Source organism: Planctomycetota bacterium (assembly GCA_039182125.1).
GTDB lineage: Bacteria > Planctomycetota > Phycisphaerae > Tepidisphaerales > Tepidisphaeraceae > JBCDCH01.
The window spans coordinates 1-21,358 of record JBCDCH010000065.1 but is presented as its reverse complement, the minus strand read 5'-3'; the positions used below and the strand labels follow the sequence as shown (position 1 = coordinate 21,358).

Here is a 21,358-nt window from a genome sequence, read left to right as displayed (position 1 = left end):
TCCAACGCCGAGAGCGTCTGATCCTGGGCGAAGTTCGGCCCCCACTCACCGGACCACGCGGGCCACTTCAGGTCGTTCTCGATGACGACGCGGTTGAAGTTGTCCTTGAGCACCTGCTTGTAGGTTTCGTTGGCGTTGGGTCCTTCGATCAGCCACGCCTTGGCGGCGGTACCGAAGCGAAACTCGTGGTTCCGCTGTTCGACACGGACGCTCGCCAACGGTGCCGGTCGGCCATCGGAGAACGTCACATTCACCAACAGGTTCGCCATACGGTGCTTCTGAATCCGCCGGTCGGCTTCGATCCGCCAGGCGGCGTTGGGATCCTGACCGACGTAGGCGTAGTCCTGAAGCCGGACCGAGTCGAAGGTCACATCGAACGGCTCGGCCCCGTTCCATTGGCCGAGCAACTGCATCCGCTCGACGTTGGCGAAGTCGAAGTTTTCCCAGTCGTTGTAGCCATAGCTCGGATTGCCCAAAGGCCGGCTGGCGATGGAGGTGGTGTTGCCGGACTGACCGGGAAGGACACGCGTGTCGAACTTGATACCCCGCCCGGCGGTGTCGAGCAGTTCGACGGTGAACAGGTTGCCGCCATGATCGGCGTTGGTGCGGAAGTCGACGGCGATGTGGTGATCGCTCCAGCCGGTGAGGTCGATGGGCTGATCGAAATTCGTGTAACCGGCCCCCCAGCCGTTGGTTTCGTCGAAGAGCCGGACCGAGCCCGTGCCAGGATCGTGTGCCTGGGCAAAGCCGCCCCAGGTGCCTCCGAACCCGACGACGTCGAAGTCGTTCACGATGAGTTCGTTGGCCGGTGCGGACGCAACGCCGACGGTCAACGCAGCCGCCATTGCCAATGCGACCCGGTTCAAGCTCGTGTTGATCGACAAATCCGGCTCCTCGTAAACGCTTGCAAGTGGCCCCGCACTCATCGAAAAGCATAAATGACGCACCGCGATATGCCAACCGCACTGAGATCGTTGTGTCTAGGATCGGTCATGATTACCGCCCTGCTTTGTGCAACCTTGTTCGCTGCTCCCGCGACCCGGCCGGCCGATGCGGCCGCCGAAGTTGCGCCGTCGACGCAACCCGCGACACAGCCGGCGACGGAGATGCTCTCGTACGGCGAGCCGGTTCCGACCAACAAAATGGCCCCGTTGCCGTTGAGCGAGGTTCTGGCCGATCCCGAGAAGTTCGCCGATCGGCAAATCTGGATTGAGGGCACCATTGAAGACGTTTGCGCCAAGGCGGGCTGCTGGATGCAGATCACCGGCGAGGGCACCGACAAGGCGTTGTTCATCAAGTTCACCTGCCCGATCGAAGGCCGGCTGATCCCGATGGAAGCGATCGGCCGCCGAGCGCAGGTCGCTGGTGAGGTCGTGATCAAGGAGATCGACGAAGCCACCGCCCGGCACTACGCCGAGGATGCCGGCGCGTCGGCCGAGGAGATCGAGGCCATCAAGGGACCACAGACGCAGATCACGATGGACTCTCCGTTCGCGCTCATCGCCGCCGAGTGAAACCAAGCGTCACACCGTCGCCAACGGCAGCCGCTGATCCTCGGCGGTGAGCTCGCGCCAGTGATCCACCCGCTCCTCCCCCGGACGCCAACTCAACACCACGGGCCGATCATCGATCCGGGCTGCGAACTCGACCGTCGCCGTGCGGTAATCCACCACGTCGGCACCGATGCTGCGAATCTCTTCGACGAACAGTTCGAGCTTGCGCACCGATCGCGTCAGTTGCCGACCGATCCGTCGACGTTGGCCGCGGTCCATGAGCGGGACGGTGCAGAGTTCGTCGTGCAGCTTTTTGGCCGCCGCGTGTTCGTGGCGCAGGTCGTCGACGATCCGCCGCACCAACGGTAGCGTTTGGTTGGCCTGTTGCGGCGTGAACAACCGCTGTTGGCGGGGCGGCTCGACGAAGTGCTGGGTCACACGGTTCGTCGCGGGCGAGGTCTTTCGGGGCATTTTCACAAGCAGTCCTTTGTTCGTGAGGTCCGATCTTCGGAAGGCGGGTCTTCCCGGCGGTGGGTCAGCGTCCAGCTTTGAGATTTCATGGCACGACAGCAACGCCGTTGTCGTCGTGAAATGAAGTTGTCCGTCGACTCCGCGACAGGCTCGGCGGGTTGTACCGGTTGCCGCGCCTGAGGCTGACCCGTTCGGGTATCACGTCCGATAGAAACACCCATCGGCCGTTGTGCTGCCGGTTCTTGAACGCACCGGGCCGGGCCGGCTCTAGGCTTGCGAATGCCGACCGACTTGCCGCCAACGCTTCGCCGTTATGCCGATCACATGCGGACGTGTGCGGACCCGGCCAGCCTGCAAACGCTGCCCATTCCCGCCGCCGATCAAGTCGCCGACGGCGGGGGTCACGTCCGACCGGCGTATCCGGGGCTGATGGCGTTTGTCATGCACCGCCTCGGGCGATCGGCGAACCATCTTATCGCCGACGCCGACCCGTCGTGGCCGACCGACATGCCCGCCGGTTCCGATGGCGAACCGCTCACCCGCCGGGCGTGGAACGTCTTGGCTAGAGCTTCATTGGATGATGACCCGACCGCCGCCGCCCCGCTTTTCGGTCGTGTTGCCGAGCAGGGCGCGCGGTTCGCTGATGATGGCAGCAACCCTGAACCACGTTGGTACGCGGAGTTGGTGTTGCTGCATGCGTTGACGAGCTTCGCCGCTTGGAGCAACGACACCGACCTGCTCGCTGCCGCCGCCGATGCCGCGGCCTACCACCAGGCCGAGACCCAGCCGGACCACGCCACGGGCCAACCGTGGGCGATCCATGCCGCCCTGCTACGGCCGGACACGTTGCCGCTGGCAGACCTGCTGCTATTGCCCGTGTCGCTGCCGGACGGGCGGAGCGTGATCAATCGGCTGCTGCTGGCCGATGCGGTGATGGCGATCGAGAGCGAGGCCTTCCTTGCAGCTTCGGGGTGGTAATGATGTGGCCATGCAACTCGACGCCGCCACGCTGGAACTGCTCCGTTGCCCGATGACCCAGAGCAAGCTCACGCTCGAGGATGAGGAACTCGTTGCCGCCGTCGGTGGGCTGCGCTACCCCGTTCGCGACGGCATCCCGGTCCTGCTCGTGGAAGAAGCCGGCCTGCCCGAAGGTTTCGAGACGCTCGACGCCTTGCGTGAAAAACTCAAGGCCGACGGCCATGCGGTGCGTGCCTAGATCAATCGCCCCAACCGCAGCCCCGCGATGACCAACGCGATGCCGATGGCGTTGCTGGCCAAAACATAACCGACTGCCGCCAAGTAACGTTTGTCCTCGGCAAGCTGCGCGACTTCCAGGCCGTAGCTGCTGAACGTCGTGAGCGCCCCGAGCACCCCGACGATCAACGCGGCCCGCAGCTCCGATCGATCCGCGAATTTTGCCGCGAGCCAAACGTGCAACACACCGATCGCCAGACAACCGACCACGTTGGCGGTGAACGTCGCGATCGGCCAAGGCGTGTCGGCGAAGTGACGCTTGCCGATCGCGTTGAGCCCGGCCCGCAGGCATGCCCCGGTCGCCCCGCCGGCCGCGATCAAGATCGTCTGCATCAACCACGCGGGCATGTGAGGTGCATCGGCCACCGCTAAGCTCGGCCATGATCCGCCGCCACCTCGGCGCCAGCTTTCGCCTGATCCGCCAAACCGACCACGCCGCGCTCAGCGGTGCGCTGGCGGCGGCGTTGCGTGAGCCCTTAACCAACGAAGCGGTCCTCGGCATCACGCTGCACGACGCCGGCTGGTCGGAGCACGATGACGCTCCGACATTGAACAATGACGGCGAGCCGAGAGACGTGTTCGAGTCAACGCTGGCGCTGGGCCTGCCGATCTGGGGCGCGTCGGCAGAGCGAGCCGGTGAGCAACACCCCTACGCCGGGCTCCTGGTCAGTCTCCACTCGCTTGCATTGGCCGGCCATCAACTCTCGGCCGACACCGAGCGCCGGACGCAGTTCGATTGGCTCACGCTCACCACGCGGATGGCCGAACTCCAAACCCAATGGCGGGAACAGCTCGGCATGCGTGTCGACCGACCGACGCATCATGGCCTCGCGGCCGGCTGGTCCGACGACCGCGAAGACACACTCCGGCGCGACTTCCGCTGGCTTCGGGCGTTCGACAAGATCAGCCTCGACGCATGCCGGACCGACGTCGCGTTCGGCACCATCGAGGTCGGCCCGGACATGGTGTTGCGTGTGGAACGGCCGGGCGACACGGACGTGAAGATCGGGCCGTGGCCGTTCGCGGAGGATGCGTTGGAGTTCGACGTGCCGTACCGGGCGGTGCCGGCGCGACGATACGCGACCGCCGGTGAACTCCACGAGGCCCTAGTCGACGCGCCGACGGAAACGATGCGGTTCTCGTTTCGACCGCTGCGGTGAAATGGCTCGGTGTTGCCGTACACTCGTGCGATGCGCCACCTGTTACCTTTTTTGTTGCTCGCCGCGTTGATCGTCGGCTGCGGTCCATCGGCGGAGACACGTGCCTACCGCGTCACCGTCGTCAACGCCACGCAGCAACCGCTGACGGTCTGGCTGACCAAAAACGGCCCGCCGTTCGAGGAACTCTGGGCCACGCCCGAAGACCTGGCTCACCCGGTAATGGGGCTGGCCGAGAAAGAAGGGGCCGTTCTCGAGCCGGGCGATGTCGGCACGATCCCGGGCGGCCCCGCCGCGTTCGAGGGCAAGTTCTACCCGCGAACCGATGCGGTCCTCCGGGTGTACAGCGGCCGACGTACGTTTAATGAGATGCTCGCCGCGAGCCGATCGGCCGGCACGCTCGAAATCTTCGTCCTTCCTGCGGGCAGTTCGCAGGTCACCGTCACCGAGAGCTTCCCCGTCGCCGGGCAAGTCACCGTCGCCGTGGAGCAGTGATGGGCGTTGAGGAACACCGCACCGCAGCCGAGTCCGTCGAGGTGCGCGTCGCCGTCGTCACCGTGAGCGACACGCGCGGCCCCGACGACGATCCGAGCGGCGACCTGATCGCCGGGCTTCTCACAGAAGCCGGCATGGCCGTCGCGGAGCGAATTCACATACCGGATGATTTAACGACGATTTCCAACCGCATCACGCCGCTCGTGAATGACGATCACATCGACGCAGTGATCTGCACCGGCGGCACCGGGATCGCCGAGCGCGACGTCACCCCCGAGGCGGTTGGCCCGTTGATCAATCGCCCCATGCCGGCATTCGAGGCACTTTTCGCCCAACTCAGCTTCGCCGAGGTCGGCCCCGCCGCCTTGCTCAGCCGCGCAACCGCCGGGATCGCCGACCGCACCTTCATCGCCGCCCTACCTGGCAGCCCCAAGGCCGTCCGGCTCGCCGTGGAACAACTCCTGGTCCCCGAGCTGCGCCACATCGTCAAGCATCTGCGTCGCACTTGATCCACGAACCAACGCCGACCTATCCTATCTGTTCACTAAGCCGGCCCCATCGTCTAGTGGCCTAGGACACCGCCCTCTCACGGCGGCGACACGGGTTCAAATCCCGTTGGGGTCATGCGGCTTCGATTTCATGCCTCTTGGGATGTGCTGGTCGTCGCACTTGAGGACTTCGGCGGGACTCGACACCGCACCGCAGGGCAGTTACTACTATGTACCAGTGAACGATGCCGCACGACAGGTTCGCGAGCGTTGGCACGGCCCATTCTGGAGCACGTGGTTGTGCTTGCTCGCTGCCATGGCCTACGCGTTGCTGCCGGCCGTCGTATCAACCCACGTGGTCATGGAGCACTCGGGTGCCACCTACCAGTGCAGCGCGGGCGATCATCATCATGAGCACGAGCATGATCAGAATCCTCCTGAGGATCCCGGTTGCCACACTTGCGACTCGCTCGGTTTGCTGACCAAGATCGCACAGCTCCCCGGCGATGCGGTCGAGGCGGTGACGGTATTTGACCGACCCGATATCGCGGGTGTCAGTGGCGTCGACACGTGGCTCGTATCACCGGCTTTCGGCAACGTGATTCCACGCGGGCCGCCGGTGGTCTAACGCCACATTGGTTGAATCCAACGTTCACGACCGAACTCCATGGAGCTTGGCCTACTGCGCCATGAGCGCGGGTCACAGGTTCATAGTTCCCAGTTCAATCAAATCGCCCGCGCTCCGGACCAGGACGCAGGCGGCGTTCCGGCGACCAACTTCCCAAAGGCATGCGCGTTCCTGCTTCGGGTGTCGCGGGGATCGCTTCAGACGGCACCATTCCATGACAGAGATTGCGATAACAACCTTTCGGACGGGCGACCTTCTTGGTGCGGCGGTGTCGTCACTGTGCGCGGTTCACTGCATGGCAACGCCGATCGTGTTTGCGACACTGCCGTCGTTGGGCGGGTGGTTCGCGCATCCGGCGGCACACTGGATCTTGGCAGGATTGGCCCTGCCGTTTGCGATCGCGGCGACGGTGCACGGCTATCGACGGCACCGCCGAGTGTTCGTGCCTGTACTGCTTGGGGTGGGCTTGACGTTGATTCTCATTGCAACGGCTGCGCCGGCTTTCGCGGGCGGAGACGTTGCGGGTGGTTGCGCCGCTTGCTGCCCAACTGACCAACCGACCGCCGACGTGTCTGGCACCCCGACAGCGAGTGGCTGGACGTTGAGCGAGTGGATGCCCAGCGGCTGGACACTCATAACCATCATCGGCGGCGTGTTGCTCTTGTCGGGCCATGCGATGAACTTCGCGTGCTGCCGGTGCTGTACTGATAGTCAGAGTTCGCCATGACGTTGCTACTCCCCAACCCGATCTCGGCCGCCCGGTCGAACCGGTTGCTGACCGCCCTTCTCGCGGCGGCGTTGGCGGCGTTACTGTGCGGGTTGTTCGTCCACGCCAACGGCTACGTCTGGCTAGCCGCGGCGGCAGCGATCCTTGGCATCGGGCTGGCCTGGCCGTGGGTCGTCATACGGGCGACGACGGCGAGGCTTCGGTTCGACAGCGAGCGCGGCCGGGAGGGCGAACCGGCGTCGGCGACGCTGGACGTGCGGTGCCGATTGCCGTGGAAGCCGATCGGGCTTCGGCTCGATGGCGACGCGGCGTTGGCCGGCGAAGTCGAGGTCGGGCGGCGGGCACTGGACTGGACGCCCAAGCGCTTCGGGCCGGTCGGCAAGGGACTCGTGCTGAGCTTCTCGCGACCGTTCGGCCTGTGGACCGCGACCAAACAAATCGAGCTGTCGCGTGAGATGCTGATCTGGCCCGCGACTCACAAGGCCGGCCCCGTGCCTGATTGCGAAGGTCGTGACAGCGGCGAACACGCCGGGCGCCGCGTCGGCACCGGCGGCGAGTTCTGCGGCGTCCGCGACTTCCGCGCCGGCGACCGACTCCGCCTCGTGCATTGGGCACAGTCGGCCAAACATGAACGGCTCGTGGTTCGCGAAACCCTGGCAGATGCGACGCCGCAGGTGTGCGTCGGTCTGTCGCTCAATACGAAAAATCATCCCGACGCCGATGCGTTCGACGCGGCAGTCCGTCACGCCGCCTCGATGGTCGAGGGGTGGACACGGTCGGGTTCGACGGTGGTGCTTGCGGTCGACGATCGACGGATCAGTTGCCCGCCCAACGCGAAGCCGCGGATCGCGCTCGATGCGTTAGCTTTGCTGTCGGCGAACGACCTCACGAACGAGGCGGCCATGCCGGCGAACGTCGATGTGTGGGCGCGAGACGAAAGGCGGCCGACGTGAAGCATGAAGAATCTTCCATCGGAATGATCGCGATGGTCGCCGTGCTGGTGGCCACGCTATCGGTGGGCTTGGCCAACCTCGGCTGGCAGTCGCCGTGGTGGGTGCTCGGCCATGGGGCGGCGCTGTTCGCCGGAGCCCTGTTGGTCCGTTGGGTGCTGACGAAAATACGCGGCGCTTGGTCGGCCAAAGGCTGGGAACACGCGGTCGCGGGCATCGTGATCACCGGGCTCGGGTTGCGGTTTGCGTTCGATCCGTTGCCCACGGAATGGCTGGTGCTCGACGCGTTGCGGACAGGGTTGCTGGCGATGTTGGCGGTGCCGACGGTTCGTCGCGTGGAGCCGGTGCTGATGAGCGTGGCGTTGGCGTTGGTCCTCGCGTGCAGTGTGCTCGGCGACAACGTCGGCGTCTTGATCGCGGCCGTCGGGTTCGCGGCGCTCGGTGCGACGTGGCTCGCACGGCGTGAGGAGTCGACGCGCGTGCCATGGGGCGCGGTCACCGCCGTCGCGCTCATCGCCGGCGGCACGGCGTGGATGACGCACAGTTCGCCGATGGCACACTTGGCCGGCTTGCTCCCGGCATGGGTCGATTCGAGCGGCGGCGAACAAACCGGCGACCAACGCGCCACCACCGGCCTCGGCGACGGCCCCGATCAGCAGGCCGGCCCCAGCGGCGATGCGGGCTTCGATCGCTCCGACTTCTTCTGCGAAACCGACGGCCAGTGCTTGTACGACGCCTTCATCGAAAGCTACGGCGAGCCGGTCGAGATGTCGTCCGACAAGACCCAAGCCCTCTCGCTCGAGGAGCAACAGATCGGCGGGCACCGCGAACAGGATTTCCGCCAGGGCCGCGATCAAAACGGCCCGACACGTCGGCTCACGCTTCGACGTCACAAGCACGGCACGCCCCACTCGGCCGACGCCGTGCTCTGGATCGAAGCCGACGCCGGACAGTTCCCGCTGCGGTTGCCGGTGCTCGCGTTCGATCACTACCACGGCGGGCATTGGCACGAGGAGCCGGACCAGAGCGTGATGAGCGCGATGGACAACGCGGGCGAGGACGGTTACTTCCGCCCCGTGGATCAACCGATCGGCGGCGTCTGGGGGGCGCCCCGGTCGGTCTCGATTAGCACCGGTACGTACGACGGCAACGTGCTGCCGATGCCGGGCGGTTTGACGAGCTTCAAGATGGGCCGGGTCTCGCGGGCGGATCTGTTCAGCAGCGCGGCCGAGCCGATGCTGCGGGTCAACCGCACGAGCATCCCGACGGGCAGCGTGTTGGATGTAACGTACCGGCCGGTCGTACGGCGGGCGCTGGCGGACGAGCCGTTGGCGTCGGTGAAGATCAAGCATAACGATCACCTGACCGCAGCCGCGCTGGCACGGGAATGGGCCGGGCACTTGCCGCGCGGCTGGCAGCAGATCGACGCGATCATCGCCGGGCTTCGTGAGTACGCGGTGCATGATCCCGATGCCACGATGCCGCCGGACGCACACGGACACGGCTGCCCGGTCGAACAGTTCCTGCACGACACCCGTCGCGGCGACGCGCATTTGTTCGCCTCGTCGGCCGTGCTGATGCTGCGCAGCCTCGGCTACGACGCACGACTCACCGGCGGCTACTACGCCGACGCGGACGCCATCGACGCCGAGACCGGTCGGGCGATCGTGCAACGCCGCGATGCCCACGTCTGGCCGCAGGTCCGCCTGGCCACCGAAGCGGGCTACGCCAGCAGCCGAGACGCGCAGCAGGAAGGCATCGCCCGCGGCGGCCAATGGATCGACCTCGAACCCACGCCCGGCTTCGCACTCGCCGACGGTGCGCCGACGCTTCGGCAGAAGGCCGGATTCGCATGGGCGGCGACGATCGGTTGGATCAAACACAACTGGATCACGCTCGGCGTCGTCGGCCTGCTGAGCGGCGTCATCGGCTGGTTCCGCATGCCGATCCTCAACGTGCTCGACACGGGGCTTTGGCTGGTTCGACCGGCAGGCGAGCCTCGCAAGTTGGTGTTGCGTACGCTGCGTCTGCTGGACCGTCGGGCGATGCGACGTGGTGAGCCGCGACCCAGACAACGGAGCTTTGCCGCATGGCTCGGGGGTGATCTCGCAACGGCGGCCGACTGGGCGTTGCACGCCCCGCCGCACGTCCGCGCCCCGGTCGATGTCGCCTCGGCGTGCCGGACACGCGTCCTCCCCCGACGCAAGCCGACACCGTCCGCCGCCCTGCCACGCATCGCTTACGATCTCGGAGCCGAACGATGAGAACCACCGACGACGGAACCGTGATCCCGCTCGACACACTCCCGAAGATTCGTGACCGGCTGTGCGGGGCACTGCGCGGCAAGGAAGACGTGGTCGAACACGTCATGTGCTGTCTGTTGGCGCGGGCCCATGTGCTGCTCGAAGACGTGCCCGGGCTCGGCAAGACGACGCTCGCCAAGGCGGTGGCGTCGGCGGTTGGCGGCACCTTCGGCCGACTCCAATGCACGCCCGACCTGCTGCCCGGCGACGTGACCGGCTTCTCCGTGTTCAACCAGAAGTCGCGCGAGTTCGACTTCCTGCCCGGCCCGGCATTCTCCGACGTGCTGCTCGTCGACGAGATCAACCGCGCCACGCCACGCACCCAATCCGCCCTGCTCGAAGCGATGGCCGAGGGGCAAATCACCGCCGACAACGTGCGGCGCGATCTCTCGGCGACGTTCTTCGTCATCGCCACGCAAAACCCGGTCGAACACGCCGGGACCTATCCGCTGCCCGAGGCTCAGCTCGACCGGTTCGGTATGAAGCTCAGCGTCGGCTACCCCGGCGTCGATCACGAACTCGCGATGCTCGAAGCCGCCGTTGGCAGTGAGTCGCAGGCCACGGACGAGGCGCCGCTGCTTGATGACGGCGGACTGCGGACGTTGCAACGACACGTCGCGTCGGTTGCGGCGGAGCAACGCGTCCGGCAGTACCTTGTCGACCTCGCCGCCGCGTCCCGGAAACACCCGCGGGTCACGCTCGGCATCAGCCCGCGCGGCCTGCTCATCTGGCAACGCCTCGCGCAGGCCAAAGCCACGCTCCGTGGCAACGATTATGTCACCGCCGACGACGTGCAGTCGGTCGCCCGACCATGCCTGGCCGTCCGCCTCGGCACCGACGCCGAACCGGCGGGCGTGATTGATGAACTGCTCGAAAAAGTGTCCGTGCCGGACGGAGATGTACGATGAGCGATCTGCAATGGGCGGCCGGGACGTTCGTGCTGCGGCTGGGCGAAGCATTCATCTCGGTGCTGCCGGACCTGCTGGTTGGTGTGCTTGTCGCGGTGCTTTTACGGCACGCGCTCGGCGATGAACGGCTGCAACGCTGGTTCGGCAAAGCATGGGTGGTCGCGATCGCGGTGCTGGCGTTGCCGATCGGTGTGGCGGGCGTGTTGCCGGTGGCGGTGATGCTGCGACGCGCGGGGGTGCGATTGTCGTCGGTCGTGGCCGTGTTGCTGATCGGCGGTGCGATCGGGCCGTTATCGTTGGCGTATCTGATGGAGCGGGCGACGCCGGCGCTGGCCGGGGTGCTGGCGGCGATGCTCGCGGCCACCGCCGCGGCTGTCGTACTCACCGGCAAGCGATCGGTGGACGCCACGGGAACGGACAAGCCTGGCTTGCTGCCGGCACTTGCCGAAGCGCGGCCATTGCTGATCGCATCAGCGTTGCCGTTGGCCATCGGGCTGATCGGGTTCGGAGCGGTCGCGGCGATGTTGCCGCCGAGCTACCTCGGCGAGGCGATGCACGAACCATCGGCGACACACTTGATCGCGAGCATCACGGTGCCGGTGATCGGGGTGTACCCGTCTGAAAAGGCGGCGCTGTTTTCCGGCGAAGCGGCCGCCGGGCATTACGTCGGTGCGGCATGGACGATGCTGCTCGGCGGCGGGCTCATGCTCGGCAGTGTCGTGCTCGCCCTGCGGGTTGCGGGTTTGCGCAACGGGTTGTCGACCGTCGCGGTCGTTGCCGCGGCGTTGTTGATCGGGTTCGCGGCACTGCAGGCCACCCCGCGGGCCGTGCCTCTCGCCGCCGAAGACTCGCACGCCTTCGACCGATTGTCTCAACCGTTCCATGTACTTGATCACCCTGACGGGCCGGTTGCGGGGAGTCTCGGGCTTTGGGCCGACACCGGTGGCATCGGCGCGGTGATCGCGGCCGTGGTGCTCGTGATGTTGCTGCTTGTTCCGTGGGGCAAGCTCGGCCAACCCGGGAGCGCACACCTGTCCACTCGTGCCTTGCGCGTACTTGGCACCATCGGCGTGGTCGCGTGGGTCGGCTTGACGGTGTGGGTTTACTACCCCGCCCCGGCGACCGTTCTCGAACAGATGCGAAACCCCGAAGGTGAACTCAACGCCGCGCTGAACCGTGGCGAGTCCGAACAAGCCCGGGACGCCCTGCAACGGATCGACCGCCTCGCCCACCGCGGCCGCATCGGGGCGCTGCTCCGTGCCGACACCGAAACCGCCGACGGCCTCGCACGTGTCCGAACCGACACCGCCGAGCTCGTCGCCGAACTCGAGGGATCGGCCGCCGACGCGGACGACGCCACCGGCCTGTTCCTGGCGATCCGGGCCGTGCGGTGAGGTCGATGACGCGTTTTCTTTGTCTTTGAAAGATGAGCGATTTTCGGGGTGGACAGGCGAGTTAAACGGCCGTTTACTTGCCGGCCACCGTGTACACCATCGCGCTCAAACTTCTCACCGGCGATCGAATCAAGTACCTCGGCTGCGTCTTCGGCGTGGCGTTTTCGACGCTGCTGCTGGGCCAGCAGATCACGATTTTCATCGGCCTGTTGGCGCTCTCGGCCAGTGGCGTGAACACCGTCCGCGACGCCGACATCTGGGTCAGCGATCCCCGCGTTCAGTACATCGACGAGGGCGAGCCGCTGCGGGACGTGGAGCTTTATCGCGTGCGTTCGGTGCCGAGCGTCGAGTGGGCGGCCCCGTTTTTCGTCGATCGCGGGACGCTGCGGAGTCCGGATCTGGACCGGGCTTACTTGGTCGAAATCCGCGGGCTCGATGACGCAACGCTCGCCGGGGCACCGGTCGAGATGGTCATGGGCAATCTCGAGGACGTGCGTAACCCGGAGACCGTGCTGATCAACGCATCGGGCTACCAACTCATCTGGCCGGGCGAGGATTACGAGCTGGGCCGGGTGGTCGAGATCAACGAACGCCGGGTGAAGATCGTCGGCATCTGCGAGATCCCGTCGACGTTCCTGGCGGACAAGATTTTCTACGCGACCTACTCGACGGCAGTGAACCTTGCGCCGGGGCAACGCAATCGGCTGAGCTACGTCATTGCCGACCCGGTCGATGGGCGTGACCCGGCCGAGGTGGCCAAGGAAATCGAAGCGGCCACCGGGTTGCAGGCCCTGACCCGCGACGCCTTCGCCGACCGGTCGATCCGCTTCGTCCTTGAAAACACCGGCATTCCCGTCAGCTTCGGCGCGGTGATCATCATGGGCGCGGTCGTCGGCATCGCGATCGTCTCGCTCACGTTCTACCAGTTCGTGAGTGACAATCTCCGCCAGTTCGCCGCGCTCAAGGCGGTCGGCGTCACCAACTGGCAGATCATCCGCATGGTCTTCGTGCAAGCGACGCTCATCGAGATCGTCGGTTTCGGGCTCGGCGTCGGCGGCGCGGCGCTGTTCTTCTACGCCGGTCAGGACTCGCCGGACCTGAAGTACTTCATCTTCCGCTGGCAGGTCGTGCTGGGCATCTTCGTCGCGATCACGCTCATCATGCTGCTCTCGATCGTGACGAGCATCCGCCGTGTCCTCGTGCTCGACCCCGCCGTGGTCTTCCGCGGATAAATCATGAACGATCAACCGCTTATCTCGGCACCGCTCATTTCAGCACGGGGCATCCGCAAGGAGTTCCGCAGCGGCGAAGTCGTCACGCAGGTACTCCACGGCATCGACCTCGACGTCAACGCCGGCGAACTCTCATTCCTCGTCGGCCAATCGGGCTGCGGCAAGACCACGCTCATCTCGATCATGTCCGGCATCCTCTCGCCCACCGCCGGCACGATCACCTACCACATCGATGGCGAGTCGACCGACCTGTTCAAGCTCCGCGACGGCAGGCGGGTCGTGTTTCGCCGCGACCACATCGGCTTCATCTTCCAGCAGTACAGCCTGCTCGAACAGCTCACCGCCGCGGAGAATGCCGCGATCACCCTCGTCGCCAGCGGCGTGCCGCTCGGCAAGGCCGTTGCGAAAACCCGTGACATGCTGGGCGAACTGGGGCTGGGCGACCACATGCACAAGTACCCCAAGCAGCTCTCGGGCGGCCAGCAGCAACGCGTGGCGATCGCGCGGGCACTGGTCCACGAGCCGGAGTTTCTCGTGTGCGACGAGCCGACCGCCGCGCTCGACGCCGAGACGGGGCACCAGGTCATGGACCTGCTCCGCGACGTCGCCTCGGCACCGGAGCGGGCGGTGCTGGTGGTCACCCACGACAACCGCATCTTCGAGTTCGCCGACCGGATCGTGTCGATGAACGACGGCAACCTCGTGGACGACAAACGTCAGTCCGCCGACAAACGTGAATCCTCATCCGCCGACTTGGAGGTCGCGCTATGAACAAGCTTTTTCGCTGGTCGTTCTTGTTGGGCCTGCCGTTGATCGCGCTAGCGGTCGGTGCGTGGGGGATTTCTTACTCGCTGGCGACGCCGGCTCCGGTCGATACCGAGCCGCCGAGCACGCCCGCGAAATCGACGTTTGCCGCACAAGTCGGCGGCCTGGGCATCATCGAGCCGCGTGGTGAGGTGATCGACGTCGGCGTGCAGGAGCCCGGCACGGTCGTCGGGGTCTTCGTCGAGCCGGGCGACACGATCCAGGCCGACGCGCCGCTGATCGAGATCGACCATGAGGTGCAGACGGCCCGACTCGAAGTCGCCGAGGCGTCGGTGGACGTGGCCCGGGCACAGGTCAGCAGCGCCGAGTCGACCGCGAACGCCGCGGCCGCCGACGTCGTCGCCGCCGAAGCCCGCCTCGCCGACGCGGAGCTCACCCGCCGGCGACTCGAAGCGATGGCCGACACCCGCAGCGCCAGCCAGGACGAGATCGACGCCGCCCGCCTCGCCGTCCAGGTCGCCGAGGCCAACCTCCAACAGACCCAGGCCCGCAAGCTACAGGCCGACGCCGACGTCGACGTCTCCCGCCAACGTGTTTCCCAGAGCGAGGCGCAGGTCCACGAAGCCCGCGCCCTGCTCGACCGCTTCACCGTGACCAGCCCGATCGCGGGGACGGTGCTCGCGGTGGACATTCGGCTCGGCGAGTTCGCACCGGCCGGGATCCAGACCGAGCCGCTCATGCAGCTCGGCGACCTTTCCACGCTCCACGTCCGCGTCTCGGTCGACGAAACCCTCGCCGCCCGTGTCCGGCCCGACGCCAAGGCGGTCGGCTATCTGCGCGGATTGGCCGACGTCGAGTTTCCGTTGACCTACATCTTCCGCGAGCCGCTGGCCGTCCGGAAGCAGAACCTCACCGGCGGCCAGACGGAACTCATCGACACCCGCGTCATCGAGTTCGTCTACCGCGTCGACACCACCGACCCGCGGCTGGTCACCGGCAGCCAAATGGACGTGTTCATTGAGGTGGAATGAGCGCCCACGACCGCCCCGGACGGCTACGATCGGGTATGACAACCGCCGGTACTGAAAGTTCAGCAGCAGGCACCTCGCGCTACGGCCGGACCCGGCTTTGGCTGGGAATCTCTGGTGTCGGGTTCTTCGTCACCCTCGCCACCATCGCCCTCGCCGCGGGCGTGCCCGGACAACTCGCGGCCTTGGAAACGACCGGGACACGACGCGTTCTGATGTTGCTCGGGTTCTTCGGCATCTACGCGGTGTTGCACCTGCCGTTCGACCTGCTGGGCGGCTATCTGCTTCCCAAACGTCACGGCCGGAGCCACCCGCCGCTGGGCGTGTACCTGTTCGGACTGTTACGCGCCGTGGCACTGCAGGGGCTTTGGATGACGACGGCACTCGTGCTGATGACGTACCTCGCGGCGTGGGGCATGCAAAGCGGCACGATCATCGGCGGTATCGGCGCGAGCGTGGCCGTCTCCGCAGGGATCGTCGTGTTCCTTCTCGCGCTGCGCGGACGGATGGCGGACTTGTACGCCCCGCTCGATTTCGCCGGTGGTCGACAGACCGAGACCGGCCGGGACGTCATCGAGGTCGAGTCCGACGACGAGGGTTTCACCGGCGGCGTCACCGGCCTGTTCAAAACCCAACACGTCTTGCCGGAGCACTGGAAACAGCAGCTCGGTGACGACGGTTTCGAGTTGGCGATCAGGCGGCGCGAGGCGGCGTTCACGACGGGCAGCTTCCGCCGTGGCCGTATCGTCGCGATCGTGTTCACGTTACTCGGCGTGACGATCTCCGCCCTGCTCGCCGGGCCGTTGCTCGGCACCGCGGCGGGGACGATCGAACTCGCGTTGTGGTTCACGCTTTGGTCGTTTCTCGGATTGCTGACGCTACCGACACTGAGCCGGCGTGGTGTGATGGAAGTCGACCGGGCCGTGGGAGCGGACGTGTCGGAGAACACCCGCAAGCTCGATCAGTTGCAGGACGATGAGCCGCGTCGACCGGGCGTCGTCGAAACGATCTTCCATCCCATCCCCAGCGTCGAGAATCGGCTGGCGAACACGACGCCCGTCACCGGTGCATGGGACGCCAACCGCACGGCGGTGTACCTGAGCCTCGCGGGCGGCGGACTGCTGGGCCGCGCCGTGCATTGCAACAGCGGCCGACCCGCGCTGTGGGCTTTTCTACCCGTCGAATAACGCTAATCGGTCACGATCTCGTGCTGCTCGGTGAACGTCCGGCCGGTGAGCGTTTCCTCGAACGCAACACGGACGGTCAACTCGCCATCGACCGGCTCGGTCAGTGGAAGCTCAATCACGTAGCCGTAGATCGTGAGCATGTTCACCCACTGCCCCAGCGCTTCGTCGGCGTCGACGGTCCACTGCTGGACCCGCGGCTGCTCGCGGTCGAGGTCGTAGAGCTCGACGGTGAACGTGCCGGCCGCCTTGATCTCGTCGCCAAACTTGTCGGTCGGGACGATGTAGACCTTCAGCACGCCGTTCTCGATGGCGGTGAGTTTTCCGAAGAGCAGGCCGGTCGTGACGACCACCTGCGGCGGTAGTGGGTCAGGCATCGTCGCCGGCGTCCGGGTCGGAGCCTGGAGCGCGCCGATGTGGCGTTCGAGCTCGGTGTTGCGTTGCTCCAAGTCGGCGACCTGCTTGCGCAGCTCGATGTTGGCCTTGCGTGGGCCATCGTTGCAACCGACTGCGGCAAGTACCAACGCGAGGATGGCGAGTCGGCCGATCAAGCGTCGTCCTCGTCGGCGGCGCGGGCCACGCCCTCGGGGGCCTTCTCGATGACCTGGTCCGCACAGCCGTACTCGACGGCCTCCTCGGCGAAGAGCCACTTGTTGCGGTCGAAGTCGGCGAGGATGGTCTCCGGCGACTTGCCGGTCCATTCGGCCATCATGTCGTAAAGCCGGTTACGCAGCCGCAGCATGTGCTTGGCCTCGATGCCCAGGTCGGTCGCCTGGCCCTGCATCACGCCGCCGAGCAGCGGCTGGTGGAGCATGACCTGGCTGTTGGGCAGGACCGAACGCTTGCCCTTGGTCCCGGCCGAGAGCAGCGCCGAGCCCATCGACGCGCCCATGCCGATGCAGGTGGTCGCGACATCGCAGCGGAGGAACTTCATCGTGTCGATGATCCCGAAGCCGGCCGAGACGCTGCCGCCGGGGCTGTTGATGTAGAACTGGATGTCGGTCTTGGGGTCGTCGTTCGAGAGGAACAGCATCTGGGCAATGATGATGTTCGCCGAGTCGTCGGTGACGGGCCCGGAGAGCATGATGATGCGGTCCTTGAGCAGGCGCGAGTAGATGTCGTAAGCCCGCTCCCCGCGGCCGGACTTTTCGATGACGATGGGGACGAGTGAGTTTTGGGCGGTCATGTCGTGGGTCGTCGCGAGGAAAAAGGGGTCAGGGTCCTTTTTCGACATGTGCGTTGTTTCCAGTCCGATCGGCTCCGCATCGAAAAAGGACCCTGACCCCTTTTTCCGGGAGTACCGTTGGCAGGTTCAGTCCCGCTTCGTCGCGTCCGCAGCGTTGTCCTTCTTTTCCTCTTCGGCGTCCTCGCCGAGGACTTCGTCGACCAGGCCGTACGCCTTCGCCTCCTGGGCGTTGAAGAACTTGTCCCGCTCGGCGTCCTCGGCGATGCGCTCGACGTCCTGACCCGTGCATTTGGCGAGGATGCTGTTGAGGTTGTTCTTGGTCTTGAGGATTTCCTCGGCCTGGATCTCGATGTCGGAGGTCTGGCCGTACACGCCGCCGTAGGGCTGGTGGATCATCACGTTGGCGTTGGGCAGGATGAAGCGTTTGCCCTTGGTGCCGGCGGCCAGGACGATCGCCCCACCGCTCTGGGCCCGGCCCAGGCAGTAGGTCGCGACGTCACACGAGAGGAACCGCATGATGTCGTACATCGCCAGCGTGTCGTCGACGACGCCGCCGGGGCTGTTGATGTAGAAGTTGATGTCGGCGTCACGCTTGACGCTCTGCAGATACAGCATCTGCATGATGACGCGGGAGGCGGACGCGTGGTTGATCTCGCCGATGAGGAAGACCACGCGGTTCTCAAGGAGCATTTCCTCGAGGGTCATCTCGCGTGTGCGTTGGTAGTTGGGGCCGGGGGCGGCCATGGGCATGTTCTGGGGCATCGGCCGATTAAGCAGGCCGCCGATGGTTTGCGGGTCGAGTCCGTTCACGTTGGATGTTAGGCATGTCCCGTACGAGGCACGACCGTGAGGGGGTGTGGCCGCGCAGCAGCGTCTCGGCGCGACATCGAACGATCTGGCAGAGAGATGCGGGCTGCGCCCGCCGCACTCCCTCACGGTCGTGCCTCGTACGGTCACGCCGGCACGTACCGGCACACCACGTCGTACAACTCCCCGCCCAGCGGCTTGGCGAACCACTCGTCCTTGAGCATCGCGAGGTTCAGCCGATCGCAACGCAGGTCCGCGTCCAGGTTTGTCTCGATCCCCCGGCCCATGCCTTCGAGCACGACCAGGTCCGCGTCGGCCGCGACTTCGTTCAACTCATCGCTCACGTTCAGTAGGTCGATCTGCGGCTCGCCGGTCCCCGTGCACACGATCTGGATCGGCAGGTCGGCGAAGCTCGGCGCGACCTCGCACACCTCCGGCCAGAGCCGACGCATGTCGGCGGCGGTCACGTCGTTGAGCGCCGGCAGCTTGTTCGCCGCGATCGTCACCCGGCAGCCGTGTCGTGCGAGATGCCGCATGAACGGCAACGCTCCGAGCAGCACGTCGCTCCCCGCGTTGTCGACAAAGTAGACGCAGTGCTTGTGCGTGACGTCGACGAGCCGAGGGCGCAGCGTGTCGAAGTCGTCGATGAGCCAGGGGCGGGGCTTGATACCGTCGCGGGTCTCCTCGAAGCCGACGCCGCCGTTCTGGAAGGTCTTGGCCGTCGCCGGTGCGCCCATGTCAAAGACGTTGCCCGCGAAGACGCCGCGGACCAACGCCAACGCGAGTTCATCCCCGTCGAGCTCGTCGAGATGCGCCAGCACGCTCGGCAGCACCGGCAGCATCTTCGCGTTCTCGCTCGCCTTGTCGCCGGCAAACGGATCGTCGAACCCGTGCCGGCGGAAGATGTCCTCGCGCCACACGTCGATGTCGTACATCGTCACGACGTTGCCGAAAGACCGCGGATCGACCTTGAACGCCGCGAACCGCTTGTCGAACTCCGCGATGCACGCGTCCTTCCGCGCCTGCGGCGCCGTCAGCCGCCCGAGCACGTTCCGCACGTTCTGCGGGAAGAAGTCGCACCAGTACTCCCGCTGCGGATCGTCGGACACGAGATCGATCTTGCAGGCGACGTACGACGACGGGTCGGCGAGTTGGACAAACGGGGACACGCAAGACCGTAGGGCAGGCACTGCCTGCCAACCGAACTCGCCGCAGTGGCAGGCAGTGCCTGCCCTACCCTCAATCGGTGGACATCGAGCGACTCACCGGCGTCGGACCCAAGCGGGCGGAGGTCTTCCGCGCCAAGGGCGTCCGCACCGCGCGCGACCTGCTCGACTACTTCCCGCGCCGGTATCAGTTCGAGTCCGAGGAGCGCGACATCGTCGAGCTCGTGCCCGAGCAGATTCAGTCGGCCCGCGGCGAGATCGTCGCGACCAACTATGTCCCCGGCCGGCGCGGCCGGTTCGAAGCCACGCTCGAAGACGAGACCGGCAAGCTCGCGCTCTCCTGGTTCAACGCCGCCTGGCTGCGCAACCGGCTATCGCCCGGCACGCGCGTCCGCGTCCGCGGCAAGGTCCGCAGCTTCCGCAGCCTGCCGCAGATGACCCAGCCCAAGTGGGAGGTTGTCGACGACGAAACCCCCACCACCGACGAGGCGATGTTCCGCCCGATCTACGCGGCGACGGCCGACCTGGCCTCCGACGAGATCGTCGCGATCGTCAAGGACAACATCGACGCCATGCTCGCCGACGTCGAGGAGTGGTTCGACGAAGCGCTGCTAACCGAACGGAACCTGCCCGGCCGGGCGGAGGCGTATCGGCTGGTACACATGCCGACGAGTTGGCGCGACGCGCTCGCCGGTCGGCGTCGGCTTGTCTTCGACGAACTCATGCTCCTGCAGCTCGGGTTGCAGATCGGTCGGCGTGAGCGCGAAAGACGCTTGTCCGCCCCTGTGCTGCGGATCGACAAGACGCTCGACGGGAGGATTCGCGGGCGCTTCCCGTTCGACATGACGCGGGCCCAGCAGAACGCGGTGTTCCAGATCGCCGCCGATCTCAAGTCCGGCCGGCCGATGAACCGCCTGCTCCAGGGCGACGTCGGCAGCGGCAAGACCGTCGTCGCGCTCTACGCGATGCTCATCGCCGTGGCGAACAAGATGCAGTGCGCCTTCCTCGCGCCGACCGAAGTCCTCGCCGAGCAGCACTACCGGAACCTGTCCAAGATGCTCGAAGGCAGCAAGGTCGGCGTCGACCTCGTCACGGGTCGGACGAAGCGTGCAGGTGGCGGCGTCGGTGCGGCGATGTTCGACCAGACCGACATCGCCGTCGGCACGCAGGCGCTGCTGCAGAAGGACATCGACTTCGCCAACCTCGGCCTGGTCATCATCGACGAACAGCACAAGCTCGGCGTCAAGCAACGCGGCCATCTCATGAACGCCGGCACGTCGCCGCACTACCTCGTCATGACCGCGACGCCGATTCCGCGAACGCTGGCGCTTTCGTACCTGTCGGACTTCGACGTGACAACGCTCGACGAACTCCCGCCGGGAAGGCAACCGATCCGCACATACCACCTCAAGCCGCGGGAGCGGAAGAAGGCGTACGACTTTGTGCGGCGGCAGGTCGAGGAAGGCAGGCAGGCGTATGTCGTGCTGCCGCAGATCGACGACGACGGGCTTTCCGACACCGCGTCGGTCCGCAAGCACTTCGACGACCTGAAGAAGAAGTACCTGAAGGGCCTGCGCATCGGCATGATGCACGGGCAACTCCCGCCAGACGAGAAGCAGCAGACGATGGCGGACTTTCGCGACGGCGAGCTCGATGTCCTGGTGAGCACGACCGTGATCGAGGTCGGCGTCGACGTGCCGAACTCGACGGTGATGGTCATCG

The 21,358-nt window shown here is 66.0% G+C and carries 23 protein-coding genes and 1 tRNA gene; 17 read left to right on the top strand and 7 right to left on the bottom strand.

Annotated elements, in window-relative coordinates; all coding sequences use genetic code 11:
• Positions 1-926 (bottom strand): hypothetical protein (locus tag AAGD32_14790; protein ID MEM8875511.1); only part of this gene is annotated, 926 nt, incomplete at its 3' end.
• Between the two features lie 66 nt (positions 927-992).
• On the opposite strand from AAGD32_14790, the gene AAGD32_14785 reads away from it, so the two are divergent.
• Entirely contained in the window at positions 993-1,514 is a 522-nt protein-coding gene (locus tag AAGD32_14785) for a DUF4920 domain-containing protein (GenBank protein ID MEM8875510.1), read from the top strand.
• A 9-nt stretch (positions 1,515-1,523) separates the two neighbouring features.
• Here AAGD32_14785 and AAGD32_14780 read toward each other — a convergent pair whose 3' ends face one another.
• A complete protein-coding gene (locus AAGD32_14780) occupies positions 1,524-1,964 on the bottom strand; it encodes a DUF2203 family protein (protein ID MEM8875509.1) in 441 nt (146 codons plus the stop codon).
• A gap of 279 nt (positions 1,965-2,243) precedes the next feature.
• Between AAGD32_14780 and AAGD32_14775 the strand changes: the two genes are divergently transcribed.
• On the top strand, positions 2,244-2,942 hold the full coding sequence (locus AAGD32_14775) for a hypothetical protein (GenBank protein MEM8875508.1): 699 nt from the start codon (positions 2,244-2,246) through the stop codon (positions 2,940-2,942).
• Between the two features lie 10 nt (positions 2,943-2,952).
• Complete coding sequence (locus tag AAGD32_14770) at positions 2,953-3,180, top strand: Trm112 family protein (GenBank protein MEM8875507.1); 228 nt, start codon at positions 2,953-2,955, stop codon at positions 3,178-3,180.
• Here AAGD32_14770 and crcB read toward each other — a convergent pair.
• Positions 3,177-3,566 carry a fluoride efflux transporter CrcB gene (crcB, locus tag AAGD32_14765; GenBank protein ID MEM8875506.1) on the bottom strand — a complete coding sequence of 130 codons (390 nt, stop codon included), beginning with the start codon at positions 3,564-3,566 and terminating at the stop codon, positions 3,177-3,179. The genes AAGD32_14770 and crcB overlap by 4 nt on opposite strands.
• 32 nt (positions 3,567-3,598) lie before the next feature.
• Between crcB and AAGD32_14760 the strand changes: the two genes are divergently transcribed.
• From AAGD32_14760 to AAGD32_14700, 13 genes are all read left to right on the top strand, one after another.
• Positions 3,599-4,378 (top strand): DUF3891 family protein, encoded by a 780-nt coding sequence (locus tag AAGD32_14760; GenBank protein ID MEM8875505.1) that lies wholly within the window; start codon positions 3,599-3,601, stop codon positions 4,376-4,378.
• A 30-nt stretch (positions 4,379-4,408) separates the two neighbouring features.
• Positions 4,409-4,870, top strand: coding sequence for a hypothetical protein (locus AAGD32_14755; protein MEM8875504.1), 462 nt, complete (start codon positions 4,409-4,411; stop codon positions 4,868-4,870).
• The gene (locus AAGD32_14750) at positions 4,870-5,379 is read left to right on the top strand and encodes a MogA/MoaB family molybdenum cofactor biosynthesis protein (GenBank protein MEM8875503.1); all 510 of its coding nucleotides are present in this window, start codon (positions 4,870-4,872) and stop codon (positions 5,377-5,379) included. Before AAGD32_14755 ends, AAGD32_14750 begins: the two co-directional genes overlap by 1 nt.
• 42 nt (positions 5,380-5,421) lie before the next feature.
• Positions 5,422-5,494, top strand: a tRNA-Glu gene (locus AAGD32_14745).
• Between the two features lie 180 nt (positions 5,495-5,674).
• Entirely contained in the window at positions 5,675-5,986 is a 312-nt protein-coding gene (locus AAGD32_14740) for a hypothetical protein (GenBank protein MEM8875502.1), read from the top strand.
• A gap of 723 nt (positions 5,987-6,709) precedes the next feature.
• On the top strand, positions 6,710-7,666 hold the full coding sequence (locus tag AAGD32_14735) for a DUF58 domain-containing protein (GenBank protein MEM8875501.1): 957 nt from the start codon (positions 6,710-6,712) through the stop codon (positions 7,664-7,666).
• Entirely contained in the window at positions 7,663-9,927 is a 2,265-nt protein-coding gene (locus tag AAGD32_14730) for a transglutaminase domain-containing protein (GenBank protein MEM8875500.1), read from the top strand. The genes AAGD32_14735 and AAGD32_14730 overlap by 4 nt, the downstream gene beginning before the upstream one ends.
• On the top strand, positions 9,924-10,874 hold the full coding sequence (locus AAGD32_14725) for an AAA family ATPase (GenBank protein MEM8875499.1): 951 nt from the start codon (positions 9,924-9,926) through the stop codon (positions 10,872-10,874). The genes AAGD32_14730 and AAGD32_14725 overlap by 4 nt, the downstream gene beginning before the upstream one ends.
• Positions 10,871-12,268, top strand: a complete 1,398-nt coding sequence (locus AAGD32_14720; GenBank protein ID MEM8875498.1) for a hypothetical protein — start codon at positions 10,871-10,873, stop codon at positions 12,266-12,268. Before AAGD32_14725 ends, AAGD32_14720 begins: the two co-directional genes overlap by 4 nt.
• A gap of 77 nt (positions 12,269-12,345) precedes the next feature.
• Positions 12,346-13,500 carry an ABC transporter permease gene (locus AAGD32_14715; protein ID MEM8875497.1) on the top strand — a complete coding sequence of 385 codons (1,155 nt, stop codon included), beginning with the start codon at positions 12,346-12,348 and terminating at the stop codon, positions 13,498-13,500.
• A 3-nt stretch (positions 13,501-13,503) separates the two neighbouring features.
• Positions 13,504-14,271, top strand: a complete 768-nt coding sequence (locus AAGD32_14710; protein MEM8875496.1) for an ABC transporter ATP-binding protein — start codon at positions 13,504-13,506, stop codon at positions 14,269-14,271.
• A complete protein-coding gene (locus AAGD32_14705; protein ID MEM8875495.1) occupies positions 14,268-15,296 on the top strand; it encodes an efflux RND transporter periplasmic adaptor subunit in 1,029 nt (342 codons plus the stop codon). Before AAGD32_14710 ends, AAGD32_14705 begins: the two co-directional genes overlap by 4 nt.
• 35 nt (positions 15,297-15,331) lie before the next feature.
• Positions 15,332-16,480, top strand: a complete 1,149-nt coding sequence (locus AAGD32_14700) for a hypothetical protein (protein ID MEM8875494.1) — start codon at positions 15,332-15,334, stop codon at positions 16,478-16,480.
• Between the two features lie 2 nt (positions 16,481-16,482).
• Here AAGD32_14700 and AAGD32_14695 read toward each other — a convergent pair whose 3' ends face one another.
• The 4 genes from AAGD32_14695 to AAGD32_14680 all read right to left on the bottom strand — a co-directional run bounded on the left by AAGD32_14695 (position 16,483) and on the right by AAGD32_14680 (position 19,639).
• Positions 16,483-17,028, bottom strand: a complete 546-nt coding sequence (locus AAGD32_14695) for a hypothetical protein (GenBank protein ID MEM8875493.1) — start codon at positions 17,026-17,028, stop codon at positions 16,483-16,485.
• Entirely contained in the window at positions 17,025-17,663 is a 639-nt protein-coding gene (locus AAGD32_14690) for an ATP-dependent Clp protease proteolytic subunit (protein ID MEM8875492.1), read from the bottom strand. Before AAGD32_14690 ends, AAGD32_14695 begins: the two co-directional genes overlap by 4 nt.
• Positions 17,664-17,789: 126 nt before the next feature.
• Positions 17,790-18,473, bottom strand: a complete 684-nt coding sequence (locus AAGD32_14685) for an ATP-dependent Clp protease proteolytic subunit (GenBank protein MEM8875491.1) — start codon at positions 18,471-18,473, stop codon at positions 17,790-17,792.
• 143 nt (positions 18,474-18,616) lie between these two features.
• On the bottom strand, positions 18,617-19,639 hold the full coding sequence (locus AAGD32_14680) for an ARMT1-like domain-containing protein (protein ID MEM8875490.1): 1,023 nt from the start codon (positions 19,637-19,639) through the stop codon (positions 18,617-18,619).
• A gap of 77 nt (positions 19,640-19,716) precedes the next feature.
• Here AAGD32_14680 and AAGD32_14675 point away from each other — a divergent pair.
• The coding region (locus tag AAGD32_14675; protein MEM8875489.1) for an ATP-dependent DNA helicase RecG at positions 19,717-21,358 on the top strand (1,642 nt) is incomplete at its 3' end.